The organism is Streptomyces rapamycinicus NRRL 5491, assembly GCF_024298965.1.
Taxonomy (GTDB): Bacteria; Actinomycetota; Actinomycetes; order Streptomycetales; family Streptomycetaceae; genus Streptomyces; species Streptomyces rapamycinicus.
The window spans coordinates 10,503,825-10,516,548 of record NZ_CP085193.1; the positions used below are offsets into that span (position 1 = coordinate 10,503,825).

Annotated in this window: 13 protein-coding genes and 1 pseudogene; 6 read left to right on the forward strand and 8 right to left on the reverse strand. The window is 73.4% G+C overall.

Features of this window, described 5'->3' with window-relative positions:
- Window positions 1-106: 106 nt before the first annotated feature.
- The 3 genes from LIV37_RS43670 to LIV37_RS43680 all read left to right on the forward strand — a co-directional run bounded on the left by LIV37_RS43670 (window position 107) and on the right by LIV37_RS43680 (window position 3,592).
- Complete coding sequence (locus LIV37_RS43670; RefSeq protein ID WP_020873471.1) at window positions 107-1,312, forward strand: geranylgeranyl reductase family protein; 1,206 nt, start codon at window positions 107-109, stop codon at window positions 1,310-1,312.
- A 268-nt stretch (window positions 1,313-1,580) separates the two neighbouring features.
- On the forward strand, window positions 1,581-2,816 hold the full coding sequence (locus LIV37_RS43675; RefSeq protein WP_020873472.1) for a sensor histidine kinase: 1,236 nt from the start codon (window positions 1,581-1,583) through the stop codon (window positions 2,814-2,816).
- Window positions 2,817-2,926: 110 nt separating this feature from the next.
- Window positions 2,927-3,592, forward strand: coding sequence for a response regulator transcription factor (locus LIV37_RS43680; protein WP_121824927.1), 666 nt, complete (start codon window positions 2,927-2,929; stop codon window positions 3,590-3,592).
- Between the two features lie 135 nt (window positions 3,593-3,727).
- On the opposite strand, the gene LIV37_RS43685 is transcribed toward LIV37_RS43680, so the two are convergent.
- From LIV37_RS43685 to LIV37_RS43705, 5 genes are all read right to left on the reverse strand, one after another.
- Window positions 3,728-4,663, reverse strand: a complete 936-nt coding sequence (locus LIV37_RS43685; RefSeq protein ID WP_020873474.1) for a DUF2797 domain-containing protein — start codon at window positions 4,661-4,663, stop codon at window positions 3,728-3,730.
- Window positions 4,663-4,905 (reverse strand): DUF6332 family protein, encoded by a 243-nt coding sequence (locus tag LIV37_RS43690; RefSeq protein ID WP_020873475.1) that lies wholly within the window; start codon window positions 4,903-4,905, stop codon window positions 4,663-4,665. The genes LIV37_RS43685 and LIV37_RS43690 overlap by 1 nt, the downstream gene beginning before the upstream one ends.
- 6 nt (window positions 4,906-4,911) lie before the next feature.
- Window positions 4,912-5,442: a DUF4442 domain-containing protein gene (locus LIV37_RS43695; protein ID WP_243146046.1), complete on the reverse strand. Its 531-nt coding sequence runs from the start codon at window positions 5,440-5,442 to the stop codon at window positions 4,912-4,914.
- 159 nt (window positions 5,443-5,601) lie between these two features.
- Window positions 5,602-6,336, reverse strand: coding sequence for a maleylpyruvate isomerase family mycothiol-dependent enzyme (locus LIV37_RS43700; RefSeq protein ID WP_020873477.1), 735 nt, complete (start codon window positions 6,334-6,336; stop codon window positions 5,602-5,604).
- A 52-nt stretch (window positions 6,337-6,388) separates the two neighbouring features.
- On the reverse strand, window positions 6,389-7,645 hold the full coding sequence (locus LIV37_RS43705; RefSeq protein ID WP_121823812.1) for an MFS transporter: 1,257 nt from the start codon (window positions 7,643-7,645) through the stop codon (window positions 6,389-6,391).
- Between the two features lie 17 nt (window positions 7,646-7,662).
- Between LIV37_RS43705 and LIV37_RS43710 the strand changes: the two genes are divergently transcribed.
- Complete coding sequence (locus tag LIV37_RS43710; protein ID WP_020873479.1) at window positions 7,663-8,892, forward strand: ROK family protein; 1,230 nt, start codon at window positions 7,663-7,665, stop codon at window positions 8,890-8,892.
- 12 nt (window positions 8,893-8,904) lie between these two features.
- Here the strand turns inward: LIV37_RS43710 and LIV37_RS43715 are convergent, their stop codons facing one another.
- The gene (locus LIV37_RS43715) at window positions 8,905-9,492 is read right to left on the reverse strand and encodes a DUF4865 family protein (RefSeq protein WP_121823811.1); all 588 of its coding nucleotides are present in this window, start codon (window positions 9,490-9,492) and stop codon (window positions 8,905-8,907) included.
- A gap of 231 nt (window positions 9,493-9,723) precedes the next feature.
- Here LIV37_RS43715 and LIV37_RS43720 point away from each other — a divergent pair, with 231 nt between their 5' ends.
- Window positions 9,724-10,026 carry an SHOCT domain-containing protein gene (locus LIV37_RS43720; RefSeq protein ID WP_020873481.1) on the forward strand — a complete coding sequence of 101 codons (303 nt, stop codon included), beginning with the start codon at window positions 9,724-9,726 and terminating at the stop codon, window positions 10,024-10,026.
- Window positions 10,027-10,410: 384 nt separating this feature from the next.
- On the opposite strand, the pseudogene LIV37_RS43725 reads toward LIV37_RS43720, so the two are convergent.
- Both LIV37_RS43725 and LIV37_RS43730 read right to left on the reverse strand, forming a co-directional pair.
- Window positions 10,411-10,851: pseudogene (locus tag LIV37_RS43725) on the reverse strand (ATP-binding protein); the annotation flags it as partial.
- Window positions 10,852-11,035: 184 nt separating this feature from the next.
- Complete coding sequence (locus LIV37_RS43730) at window positions 11,036-11,371, reverse strand: hypothetical protein (RefSeq protein ID WP_020873483.1); 336 nt, start codon at window positions 11,369-11,371, stop codon at window positions 11,036-11,038.
- A gap of 152 nt (window positions 11,372-11,523) precedes the next feature.
- Here LIV37_RS43730 and LIV37_RS43735 point away from each other — a divergent pair, with 152 nt between their 5' ends.
- The gene (locus LIV37_RS43735; RefSeq protein ID WP_020873484.1) at window positions 11,524-12,672 is read left to right on the forward strand and encodes a PLP-dependent cysteine synthase family protein; all 1,149 of its coding nucleotides are present in this window, start codon (window positions 11,524-11,526) and stop codon (window positions 12,670-12,672) included.
- Window positions 12,673-12,724: the final 52 nt, after the last annotated feature.

Genomic DNA, 12,724 nt, shown 5'->3' on the forward strand with positions numbered 1-12,724 from the left:
GGCTTGATGCCGCGTGGCCGATCATCCCACAGCGGGGTCATCCGCCGGGGAGCCGTAGGATGCCGGGTAGGCGCATCAGGTCGGTCGATTGGGAGCGGATCCACACGTGAGCAGCGACAACGCAGCCCCGGACAATGAGACGGTATGGGACGTCGTCGTAGTGGGCGCGGGTCCGGCGGGTGCCTCCGCGGCCCATGCCGCCGCCTGCGCCGGGCGCCGGGTGCTGTTGTTGGAGAAGGCCGAGTTGCCGCGCTACAAGACCTGCGGCGGTGGCATCATCGGCCCCTCGCGCGACGCCCTTCCGCCCGGTTTCGAACTGCCCCTGCGGGAGCGGGTGCACGCGGTGACGTTCTCGCTGAACGGCAAGCTGTCCCGCACCCGGCGCTCCAAGCACGCGCTCTTCGGGCTGATCAACCGGCCGGAGTTCGACGCGGCCCTGGTCGACGCCGCCAAGGACGCGGGCGCCGAGGTCCGTACGGGCGTCGCGGTCACCCGCGTCGAGCAGCACGGCCCGGCCGTGCCCGACCGGCGGACGGTCGCCGTGGTGCTCTCCGACGGTGAGACCGTGCTGGCGCGGGCCGTGGTCGGCGCGGATGGCAGCGCGAGCCGCATAGGCGCGCACGTCGGCGTGAAGCTGGACCAGGTGGACCTCGGCCTGGAAGCGGAGATCCCCGTTCCGGAGACCGTCGCGGAGGACTGGGCGGGCCGCGTGCTCATCGACTGGGGCCCGATGCCGGGGAGTTACGGCTGGGTCTTCCCCAAGGGCGACACCCTTACCGTCGGCGTCATCTCGGCGCGCGGCGAGGGCGCCGGGACCAAGCGCTACCTGGAGGACTTCATCGCCCGGCTCGGCCTCGCCGGATTCGAGCCGAGCATCTCCTCCGGCCATCTGACCCGCTGCCGCGCCGACGACTCGCCGCTGTCGCGCGGCCGGGTCCTGGTGTGCGGCGACGCGGCCGGGCTGCTGGAACCGTGGACCCGCGAGGGCATCTCCTACGCGCTGCGCTCGGGCCGGCTGGCGGGGGAGTGGGCGGTGCGCGTCGCCGAGGCCCACGACGCGGTGGACGCCCGCCGCCAGGCCCTGAACTACGCCTTCGCGATCAAGGCGGGGCTGGGTGTGGAGATGGGTGTCGGCCGCCGTCTGCACACGGTCTTCGCCCGCCGCCCCGGGATGTTCCACGCGGCGATCACCGGCTTCCGCCCGGCGTGGCGCGCCTTCACGAAGATCACCCGTGGCACGACCACGCTGGGCGACCTCGTCCGCACCCACCCGGCCGCCCGCCGCGCCCTGGGGGCGATGGACCGGGGCTAGGGAGTGTCCGACGGACCTTGACGCCTGCGGCGGGCTGCTCTGAACGATATGCGGCTCCGCCGCGTGCGGGCTCGCACGGGTCGTCGCCGGGCGCCGCAGGTGTTCGGTTTGGGCTTGCCCCACGTCCGGCGCGGCGGGGCGCCGGGTTCGGGTCGGCCCTGTCCCGCGATCTGCTCGGCAGGGCACGGGCGTCTACTCCGCCGGGAGTAGGCGCGGGCACCGCGCAGGGGGGACGCCTGGGCCGCGCCGCCGGTTTAGCGTTGCCCGTATGCACGGATTCACGGGGGAGCACGGCCCGGGGCAGCGGCCGGGCGGATGGCGGCGCGGGGCGCCCTTCGACCCAGCGCGTTCGGCCGTGCCCTGGCGCTCCTCGGTCGCCATCGCCGTCATCCAGATGGTGGGCACCGGGTTCGCCGCACATGATCAGCCCGCCCGGGCGGGCCTCGGGCCCGGGAGCGCCGCGCTGCTGCTCGCCGGGCCCGCGCTGCTGCTCATGCGCCATCGCCGCCCCGGGACGGTCGTGGTCGGCACGGCGGTGGTGACCGCCGTCTACCTCGCCGCCGGTTATCCGTACGGGCCCGTCTTCCTCAGCGTCGTCGTCGCCTGTGTGACGGCCATCGCGGCCGGGCGGCGGATCGCCGCGTGGAGCGCGCTCGGGCTGTTGTGGGGGAGCCATCTGCTCATCGGCCACTGGCTCTACCGCTGGCTGCCGCCGGGCGACGACGGGCCCGTCGGATGGGGGCAGGAGCTGGTGGTCACCGCCTGGGCGGCGGCGATCGTGGCCGCCTCCGAACTCGTCCGCGTACGGCGTGAGCAGTGGGCCCGGGAACGGGCCGAACGGGAGGCGGCGGCGCGCCGCCGGGCCGACGAGGAGCGGCTGCGGATCGCCCGCGAACTGCATGACGTCCTCGCCCACAGCATCTCGGTCATCAACGTCCAGGCGGGCGTCGGGCTGGCCCTCCTCGACCAGGACCCCGAGCAGGCCCGCACCGCGCTGACCACCATCAAGGCGGCCAGCAAGGAGGCGCTGGGCGAGGTCCGACAGGTCCTCGACACCCTGCGGGCCTCCGGCTCCGGCGCGCCCGGCGCCGCGCCGCGCTCACCCGCGCCCGGCCTGGACCGGCTGGCGGAGCTGACCGGTCAGGCGGCGGACGCGGGGCTCGCGGTGCGGGTGGAGGTGGAGGGCGTACGGACGGCTCTGCCGCCGGGCGCCGATCTCGCGGCGTTCCGTATCGTGCAGGAGGCCCTGACCAACATCGTCCGCCACTCCGGCTCCCGGAACGCCCGTGTGCTGCTGCGCTATGCCCCCGGTGAGTTGGAGCTACGGGTGGACGACGATGGCCCCGCGACCGGGGACGGGGCGACGGGCGGCGGCAACGGCCTGGTCGGCATGCGCGAGCGGGCCGCCGCGCTCGGCGGCACAGCGGAGGCGGGCCCGCGCCCGGACGGCGGCTTCCGCGTCCGGGCCAGGATCCCGTTCAAGGGTGGGAGGGAGAACCCGTGAGGGACAAGGGTGGGAGGGTGACCCCATGAGGGATGAGGACGGGAGGGTGACCCCATGAGGGATGAGGACGGGAGGGTGACCCCATGAGGGATGAGGACGGGCCCGGGACCGTGATCCGTGTCGCGCTCGCCGACGACCAGCTCCTCGTCCGCGCCGGATTCCGCGCGCTGCTGGCCGCGCAGCCGGATATCGAGGTGGTCGGCGAGGCGGCGGACGGGGAGCAGGCGCTGGCGCTGGTACGGGAGCGGCGTCCCGACGTCGTCCTCATGGACATCCGCATGCCGGTGCTCGACGGCCTCGCCGCCACCCGGGGGATCACCGGGGACCCGGCCCTCGGCGGGGTGAAGGTGGTCATGCTGACCACCTTCGAACTCGATGAGTACGTCTTCGAGGCGATCCGCTCCGGCGCCTCCGGCTTCCTGGTCAAGGACACCGAACCGGAAGAGCTGCTGCGGGCCGTGCGCGCGGTCGTCGGCGGCGACGCGCTGCTGTCGCCCGGGGTGACCCGCCGTCTCATCGCCGAGTTCGCGGCCCGGTCCAGGGAACCCGCGCCCGCGGCTGCGCTGGCGGAGCTGACCGAGCGGGAGCGGGAGGTGATGGCCCTGGTCGGCATGGGGCTGTCGAACCAGGAGATCGCCAGGCGGCTCGTGGTCAGCCCGCTCACCGCCAAGACCCATGTGAGCCGCACGATGGTCAAACTGGACGCCCGGGACCGCGCCCAACTCGTCGTGCTCGCCTATGAGTCGGGCCTGGTCCGGCCGGGCTGGCTCGGCTGAGCGAGGCTCGGTGGTCCGGGCTCAGTGGTCCGGGGGCGTAACCCTCCCCTCGGAACAGCCCCCTCGGAACAGCCCTTCCCCTCGGAACAGCCCTTCCCCTCGGAACAGCCCCTCCCCTCGGAACAGCCCCTCCGCTCAGAACAGCCCCTCCGGGGCCTCCGCCTCCCGCTCCCGCCGCGCCACCGGCGCGGTCGTCGGGGCGTCCGCCGCGGCCGCCGCCAGTGGCCAGCCCGCCAGCTGCCGGGTGTCCAGCAGCAGGGCCCGGCCGTCCGTCGAGGTCAGATGGATGTCAGGGCCCGCCACGGCGTCGATACGACCGGCCACGGTGGTCTCGGGGGCGAGCTGGATCAGCCCCGGCGCGGGGCGCACCCGGTCCAGGTGGAACACCGAGTCATGGTGTACCGGCTCGAACGGTGCCAGGGCCAGCGACTCCGGCAGACCGCCCAGGCCGCGCGCCCGCTGGTGGAGCGCGGCGAGGTCGGCGGCCCGTCGCTCCGGGGGCGGCGGGGCCTCGCGGGCGGTGCGCTTGGCGGCGTACGGGAAGCGGTCCGGGACGCCGAGCGCGGCGCCCAGCACGGCCTCGGCGCGGCGCGCGGCCATCAGCGGGCCGCGGCCCAGCAGACAGTACGAGAGCGCGGCCTGCTCCAGCAGCCGTGCCCCCTCCCGCTCGGCCGCGGTGATCCCGACCTTGACCAACTCCGGTCCGAACCAGGCGAGATAGACGTCGTAAGGGCGCGGATCGTCCGTACGGGTGTCGGCGGCCACGGAGTACGAGCGGTCCAGCCGGGCGCAGTCCGGGCACTGCGCCGATACGGCGGCGGCCGGGACCTCGGCCCCGGCCGGGCACGGGGTGTGCCGGGCGCCCCTTCGGACGCCGACGCAGGCGCGCCGGGGCCCGGTGGTGAACGAGAGCGGGCGGTCCGGCGTCAGCGGGGAGAGCCGTTCCCCCTGGGCCGGATGGCGCCAGACCAGCGCGGGCCCGTCGCGGCGCCAGCGCGCCCCGGCGCACTGCCACCGTGCGGGCTGCGGGTCCTGGCTCTGGCCGTGGCGCCGGCCCTGGCCCTGGGTCATCAGCGCCTCTGCCGGGAGAAGAGCCACAGCGCCCGCACCAGGCGGATGGCGAATCCGACGGTGGCCACCGCGAAGGCGGCTCCCTGCCAGGCCCGCTCGTGGGCCCGCTCCAGGTCGCCGAAGAGGGCGGGGCTCGCGACCGCCACATAGAGCACGGCCGCCAGCAGACCGGCCGTGACCAGGGCGAACACTATCTCGATGGTGAGCGCGTCGCGTTCGTCCTGGGTACGGGGTCCGGTCATCTCGTCTCAGCCCTTCGCCTGGTGTCCGGTGGCCGCCGCCGGGTCGGTCCTCCCCGGCCCCGGCCCGCGCTGCCCGTCATGGTGCTTCCGGCGCACATACAGCTGCTTCCGTACGCGTGCCACGACCGTACCGTCCGCGGTGACCACCTCGTTCTCGAACCACGGCAGCGCCTTGCCGCCGTCCGCCGTGGCCTCGCGGATCTCCTCCAGCCGCTCCTCGGTGAGCTTGAAGTCGGCGAACACGTCACCGCGGCCGGGCGAGACGAAGTCGATCTCGCCCGCCTTGTCCCAGACGATGTAGTCCCGGCCGAGCCGTCGCATCACCAGCAGCATCCAGAACGGGTCGCTCATCGAGAACAGCGAGCCGCCGAAATGGGTCCCCACGTAGTTGGAGTTGAAGCGGCGCAGCCGCAGGCTGACGCGGGCGCTGCTCCAGTCCTCCGCGAGGTGGACCACCCGCACTCCGGCGAAGAGATAGGGCGGCCACCAGTTCATCGCGCGGCGCAGTCCGCGCGGCGACATCGATCGACGTGACATGACAGGAAGCTAACACGGGTTATTACCCACCGGTAACCCAAGTGGTCGGCTCACCCGGGCGGTGGGCGCGACCAAGCGGCGGGCGTACCCGAGCGGCGGGCGTACCCGGGCGGTGGGCGCGACCCGGGCGGTGTGGTCGCGCCCCGAGCGGCCGGGAGGTCAGATCCCCGAGTGCTCCCGCCACAGCTCGGCCAGCTTCTCGTCCCCCTCGGTGGTCAGCGCCGTGATCGGCAGCCGGTTCCAGAGCGCGAGATAGAGGTCGCGGGCCGGGCCGCTGAGCTCGCAGTCGGCCGCCCCCTCGCCGTGGCGCTCGGTGCGCGGGGCATCCTGGGACAGCCGCATCGTCCAGACTGCCCCCTGGTCCGTGGTCCTCATCCGGAGCGTGCGCGGGGTGTCCGTGCGCACCCGGGACCGGTCCAGGCTGTGGAAACCGGCCAGCAGCTCATCGACCCCGTCGGCCGCGAACTCCGGGGTGAACGGGGAGAAGTCCCCGCCGCGCGCCGACTCCGCGTCGATCCGGTGGATGGCCGTCTCATGGGCCTGGCGCCGGGTCCAGAACTCCAGCGGGGCCTCCGAGGGCAGGAAGGTGAAGCACTTCACCTCGGGGTCGGCATGGGTGAGGGCGTCGACCAGTCGGCCATGGACCTCGCGGTACCACGACACCAGCTCGGCGTCGGCCGGTGCCGCCTCGACCGTCGGCCGGACCGGCTCGGTCAGGCCCTCGGCGACGATCCGGGTGGCCCAGCCGTGCACCTGGCCGATGTGGGACAGCAGATCACGGACGCGCCAGTCGGGGCAGGTGGGCACGGGGGCGTCGACCCCGGCCTCGGCCGCGGCGTCGGCCAGCAACCGGCCCTCGCGGTCCACGATTTCGATCAACTCGGCAGTCTCCATGGCGGAATCATGCCAGCCGCCTCCGACAACGCCCGGCCGGGCCGCCGGAACGTCAGCTTCCGGTCGTGCGCGCGGCATTCCGCGTGCCGTACGCGACGACGGCCGCCACGGCCGCCAGCGCCGCGACCGTGGTGAGCGCGACCGGCAGCGAGTACCAGTCGGCGAGGAAGCCGATCGTCGGCGGGCCCAGCAGCATGCCGCCGTAGCCGAGCGTGGAGGCCGCGGCGACCCCGCCCGGCCCCGTCAGCGCGCCCGCCCGCGCGATGGCGACCGGGAAGAGGTTGGCCAGCCCCAGCCCGGTGACCGCGAAGCCGAGAAGGGCGAGCCAGATCGTGGGCGCGAGCGAGCCCAGCAGCATTCCGGCCGCGGCCGTGGCGCCGCCCGCGATCAACGTCCTGGTCTGGCCGAGCCGTTCGAGCAGCGCGGTGCCGCTCAGCCGCCCGACGGCCATCATCAGGGCGAAGACGGCGTAGCCCGCCGCGGCGAGCCCGGCGGACGTGCCGAGGTCCTGGTGCAGATGGAGCGCGGCCCAGTCGGCCATGGCACCCTCGCCGTACGCCGTGCAGAGCGCGATCAGGCCGAATACGGCGACGAGCCACCGGGCGCGGCCCAGCCGCTGTGCGCCGGGGGGCGATCCGAGGTCGGTGGCCTGACCGGACTCGGCCGCGGGCCCCGTGCCGCCCCGCGGCGTGGGCACCGGCAGTGAGATCAGCGCCCGGCCCGCGACGGCCGTGAGCAGCAGCCCGAAGACCGCGAGCAGCGACAGATGGCGAGTGGGGGAGAGATGGCCGGCGATCAGCCCGCCCAGCCCGGCCCCGGCCATCCCGCCCAGGCTGAACGCGGCGTGGAAGCCGGGCATGACCGGGCGGCGCAGGGCGGCGATGAGGTCGACGGCCGCGCTGTTCATGGCCACGTTGAGTGCGCCGAACCCGGTGCCGAAGACCAGCAGCACCAGCCCGAGGGCGAGCGCGGAGTGGGCCAGCGGCGGCAGCGCGACCGAGCCCGCGAGCAGCACACCGGCGGCCACCGTCGTCGGATGGTTGCCGAAGCGGCGGCACAGGCGTCCGGTGGCCATCATCGTGGCCGTACCGCCCGCCGACACACCGAGCAGCGCCAGCCCCAGCGCGCCCTCCGAAGCGCTCGTCCGGTCCTTGATCGCGGGGATCCGGGCGACCCATCCGGCGAACACGAATCCGTCGAGGAAGAAGAACGCGGTGATGGCGGCGCGGAGTCGGGTGAGGTCGCGATCCGTGGAGACGGAACGGCGCGCGCCCGGAATGGCCGTCCGTGTTTTGTTTGGAGTCGGCACAAAGTGAGAATAGAGGCGTGACCCAGACACGGACAAGGCTCGAGCGCGGCCGAAGCGCTCTTGGCCCGGCACTGGCACTCGTCCATACCGGCCGCGCCCCCACCCGCGCCGTGCTCACCGCCGAACTCGGGGTGACCCGAGCGACCGCGGGCGCCGTCGCCGCCGAGTTGGAGGCGCTCGGCCTGATCCAGGTCGACTCGCGGCCGCTCGGGGCCGCCGGGGCACAGGGCCGTCCCTCGCACCGGCTGTCGATCGCCCCTCACGGGCCGGTCGCGCTCGCCGCCCAGGTGCACGCCGACGGCTTCCGCGCGGCGCTGGTCGGGCTCGGCGGGCAGACCGTGGCCACCGCCCCCGGCTGCATGACCGTGCCCGCCGACCCGGCGCATGTCCTCGACGCGGTCGTCGAGGCCGGTGCCAGACTGCTGCGGGAGACCGGCCGCCGCTGTGTCGGCGCGGGGCTCGCCGTCCCGTCCGCGGTCGCCGAACCGGAGGGCACCGCCCTGAACCCGCTGCACATCGCCTGGCCCGCGGGCACTCCGGTGCGCGAGCTGTTCAGCCGCAGCCTGGCCGCGGCCGGGATCCGCGGCGACGACGGTGAGCCGGTCACCGGCTTCGCGGGCAATGACGTCAACCTGGCCGCGCTCGCCGAACACCGCCATGGCGCGGGCGGCGGCGCCCAGCACCTGCTCTGTGTCGCCACCGGGCACCGGGGCGTCGGCGGCGCGCTGGTGCTCGACGGACGGCTGCACACGGGCAGCGCCGGGCTCGCCCTCGAGGTGGGCCATCTGACCGTCAACCCCGAGGGCCCGCCCTGCCACTGCGGCAGCCGTGGCTGTCTGGACATCGAGACCGATCCGCTCGCCTTCCTCACGGCGGCCGGGCGCGCACCGGGCCCGGAGGTGTCCCTGCTGCAGCAGGCCCGCGATCTGCTGCGCGAGGAGTACGCCACGGCGGCGTCCGTAAGGGCGGCCACCGAGCAGCTCATCGACCGCCTCGGCCTCGGACTCGCCGGTCTGGTCAACATCCTCAACCCGGACCGCATCATCCTCGGCGGGCTGCACCGCGAGCTCCTGGAAGCCGACCCGGAACGGCTGCGCGCGGTGGTGGCTGAGCGCAGCCTGTGGGGCCGGAGCGGGGGCGTGCCGATCCTGCCGTGCACGCTGGACCACAACAGCCTGGTCGGAGCGGCGGAGTTGGCCTGGCAGCCGGTGCTGGACGATCCGCTGGCGGCCCTGGGCGTGGGCTGACCCGCTCAGCGGTCACCAGTGCCGGCCCCGGGGCAGCGCGTCCAGGTCCGGGGTCGACAGATGGAGCACCTGGTAGCGGTCGCCGGGCTCCGAGGGCGGTGCCGACTCCTCCCAGAGGGTGAAGTGGATCAGCTCCCAGCCGTGCGGGTCGACGCCGAGGGCCGTGGTGTGGACGCCGTCCTCACGGGCGCGCTCGGCCAGCCGCGCGAGCGCGCCCCCGACGGCGGAGGCGGGATCGGCGGCGGCCGGGACCGGCTCGGCGTGGCGGGTGGCGGCGCGCGGCACGGTGCCCGCGGCCGGGCCCCGCTCGAAGCCGAGCCCCTGCCAGTGCTCGACCGAGGGCCTGCCGAAGTCCCGGACGATGCCCTGGAACCCAGGGCCCCACAGGAAGCGGTTCATGGCCTCGGGCGAGGTCCACAGATAGAACGGGGCGTACTGATGGACCGGCGAGCCGTCCACACCGCGCTCCCGGATGCCGTACGCCTTGAGGCCCAGCCCTGAGAAGTCGTCGAGCAGTGGCCCCTTCGTCTCCACCCGGTGCCGGATGATCTTCATGTCGTAGTCGGCGGGCAGGGTGATCCGGTACTGCATGGCGAGCATCGGTGAACTCCTGTCGGCGGGGCGTGCGTTCGCGTGGGTGTTCGTTCTCGGCTCCGTTGATCGTACACACTAGTAGGTACAGAATGCGGCCGAGCCGGTGCGCGTACTCCCCGGGAGGTACCGGAACTGTCGTCGGCCGTACGACGACCGGGGCACCGTAAGGGAGTGATCCTCGGGAGTGGCCACGAGATGAGGGCCATGAGAAACCCACTCCCGAGGAGCGCGATCACCATGAACACCCTGGCGCACGGCTTCGCCGACGGCGACGGCCCCGGACCGTGGATTCTGCTCGTCCCGCTGATGTGGGCGCTGGTCGTCGGCGGCGCGGTCTTCGTGCTGCGGCGCGCCGGATGGCGCGGACGCGCCCCCTGGCGGCACGGCCCCGGCCCCGTGGACTTCGGCGAGCGATCGCCGATCGCGGTGCTGGGCCGTCGCTTCGCGGCCGGTGAGATCGACGAGGACGAGTACTGGCGCCGACTGTCGGTCCTGGACGAGCAGTTCGGCCGCCATGCGACGAAGGGCGGGGCCCTCTGACGGCGGAGGCCGGGGCGGTACGGACCGCCGGGCGCATCCGGGCTGTCCCGCCTCGCCGGAGGCGGGACGCTCGCATGCTCAGCGGGCGGCTGCCGACCGGGCGGCCGCGGGGGCCCGCTCGCGCACCGCGGGCGCCGGGGCGGCGGGCGCGGCCGGTGCCGGGGCCGGAGCGGCGACAGCGGGGGCCGGTGCCGCGGCGACGGGTTCGGGGGTGACGGGCGCGGGCGTCGGTGCCGGGGCGACGGGTGCCGGGGCGACAGGCGCCGGTGCCGGGGCGGTGGCGGGCTCGGGCACGGGGCCGGTGAGGGGCACGGTGGGCGCCGGCGCCGGACGGGAGGCACCTGTGCGAAGGGGCGGCGCGGCGCGGCCCGTTCCGGCGCGGCCCGTTCCATGCGACGCGAAGGGCGGCTTGGCGGTGGCGGTGGGCCGCGGCACGGCCAGCGTGAACCAGACGACCTTCCCGCCGCCATCGTCCCGTGCGTGCATCCCCCAGCTCTGGCTGACGGCCGCGACCAGCGCGAGCCCCCTGCCATGCGTGGCGAGGGGATCGCACGCCTGGACGCGAGGCAGTCGCGGATCCTGGTCGCGGACCGAGACGGTCAGCCGGTCCAGCATGAGAGCGATCTCCACCGTGCACTGCTTGTCCGGCTCGGCGTGCCGATGGACATTGGTGAGCAGTTCGGTGACGCCGAGCGCCGCCGGGTCGATGAGCGGATCCAGATGCCAGTAGCGCAACTGCGCCGACACGATTCTGCGGACCTGTCCGATCCGCGACGGCAGGGCCTGCAGCTCCACCGTGCAATGCCTGCTAGGACGACTGATCACGGCTGCGACTCCCTGAAGACGTGGGGCTAGCCTGATTCAGATGCGGGCGACGAACACGTTCAGCAGTGGTGGCTGCTGGGCGCGACCGGTGGGACGGTTCTCAGCGTCACCGCTTGTTGACCCTCAGTGATACTGATACTCGTCCAGGGTCGGTCCCACCGCGCGCACGCGCAACTCGGCCGCGTCACCTCTTCGAGGCATGCCCCCGGGCGGACCGGACGGCGTCGAGGAAGCGGCTGGCGGCGCCCGAGCCGGACTTGGCCGAGGTGGACTTGGCGTCCTGCGAGCCGAGAGTGAGGCGGTAACGGGTGCCGTTCACCGTGGCCATGGCCTGGTCCCCGTCCACGAACCAGGGCTTGCTCGCACGCACCGACTGCACGGGCGCACTGTCGATCTCGCTGCCGTAACTGGTCAGCAACTGCAGCCTGCCGTCCTTGATCATGACCTGTCCGGCGCGGGTGACCGAGCGCAGGAATCGCTCGATCCGCACTCCTCTGGCGTTGAACTCCGTATCGGCCATCACAACCGCCTCCCCGATGGCTCCGGCTGGCACTGTGCCGCCGCCTCTCATTTTCCCTGTTGCGCAGTGTGCCCGTGACCGGCCCCGGACACCAGGGCGCACTGGGGGACAATGAGGATCGAAACGGCATGAGTATGCCACCTGGGCTGGGCATGAGGCACAAGCAGGAGGAGTGGGCGTTGGACGGCACGGCGCGCGGGAGTATCGAGACCATCGACGTGGATCGCAGCGACCACGGCTACCGCGCGTGGCTGAAGGAAGCCGTCCGTAAGGTGCAGGCCGATGCCCAGCGGTCCGCGGACACCCATCTGCTGGGCTTCCCGCTGCCCGAGCGCTGGGGGATCGACCTCTACCTCAAGGACGAGTCCACCCACCCCACGGGAAGTCTCAAGCACCGCCTGGCACGCTCGCTGTTCCTCTACGGGCTGTGCAACGGCTGGATCCGGCCGGGCAAGCCCGTGATCGAGGCGTCCAGCGGCTCGACCGCCGTATCCGAGGCGTACTTCGCCAAGCTGATCGGGGTGCCCTTCATCGCGGTGATGCCCCGCACGACCAGCCGGGAGAAATGCCGCCTGATCGAATTCCATGGCGGCCAGTGCCATTTCGTGGACGACCCGCGGACGATGTACGAGGAGTCCGCCGCCCTCGCGGCGGAATCCGGGGGTCACTACATGGACCAGTTCACCTACGCCGAGCGGGCCACGGACTGGCGCGGCAACAACAACATCGCCGAGTCGATCTATCAGCAGCTGCGTCTGGAGCGCTATCCCGAACCGGCATGGGTCGTGGCCACGGCGGGCACCGGCGGCACCTCGGCGACCATCGCCCGCTATGTCCACTACATGCAGTACGACACCCGGGTGTGCGTCGCCGACCCGGAGAACTCCTGCTTCTTCGACGGCTGGGTCCACCACGACACCCACGCCTCCAGCGACCACGGCTCACGCATCGAGGGCATCGGCCGCCCCCGGATGGAGCCCAGCTTCGTACCGGGCGCGATCGACCGGATGATGAAGGTCCCGGACGCGGCGAGCGTCGCGGCCGTGCGCGCCCTGGAGCGGGCCATCGGCCGTAAGGCGGGCGGCTCCACCGGTACCGGGCTGTGGAGCGCGCTGCGGATCGTCGCGGAGATGGTCGCCGCGGGGCGGACCGGGAGCGTGGTGACGCTGTTGTGCGATCCGGGGGAGCGGTATCTGGACAAGTACTACTCGGACGCGTGGCTCGAGGAGCAGGGGCTGGACATCGAGCCGTATGTGAAGACGCTCGACATCTTCCTCACCACGGGCAACTGGACTGACTGACCTCCGCCCTTACGGCCACCGTCACGCGCGTATGGCCGCCGCCACGTCCTTA

What these genes read in the sequence shown, in the direction of transcription:
- LIV37_RS43675 (WP_020873472.1), top strand. Translation starts at nt 1,581, where the DNA reads ATGCACGGATTCACGGGGGAGCACGGCCCGGGGCAGCGGCCGGGCGGA.
- LIV37_RS43685 (WP_020873474.1), bottom strand. Translation starts at nt 4,663, where the DNA reads ATGACCCAGGGCCAGGGCCGGCGCCACGGCCAGAGCCAGGACCCGCAG.
- LIV37_RS43690 (WP_020873475.1), bottom strand. Translation starts at nt 4,905, where the DNA reads ATGACCGGACCCCGTACCCAGGACGAACGCGACGCGCTCACCATCGAG.
- LIV37_RS43695 (WP_243146046.1), bottom strand. Translation starts at nt 5,442, where the DNA reads ATGTCACGTCGATCGATGTCGCCGCGCGGACTGCGCCGCGCGATGAAC.
- LIV37_RS43700 (WP_020873477.1), bottom strand. Translation starts at nt 6,336, where the DNA reads ATGGAGACTGCCGAGTTGATCGAAATCGTGGACCGCGAGGGCCGGTTG.
- LIV37_RS43715 (WP_121823811.1), bottom strand. Translation starts at nt 9,492, where the DNA reads ATGCTCGCCATGCAGTACCGGATCACCCTGCCCGCCGACTACGACATG.
- LIV37_RS43720 (WP_020873481.1), top strand. Translation starts at nt 9,724, where the DNA reads ATGAACACCCTGGCGCACGGCTTCGCCGACGGCGACGGCCCCGGACCG.
- LIV37_RS43730 (WP_020873483.1), bottom strand. Translation starts at nt 11,371, where the DNA reads ATGGCCGATACGGAGTTCAACGCCAGAGGAGTGCGGATCGAGCGATTC.
- LIV37_RS43735 (WP_020873484.1), top strand. Translation starts at nt 11,524, where the DNA reads ATGAGGCACAAGCAGGAGGAGTGGGCGTTGGACGGCACGGCGCGCGGG.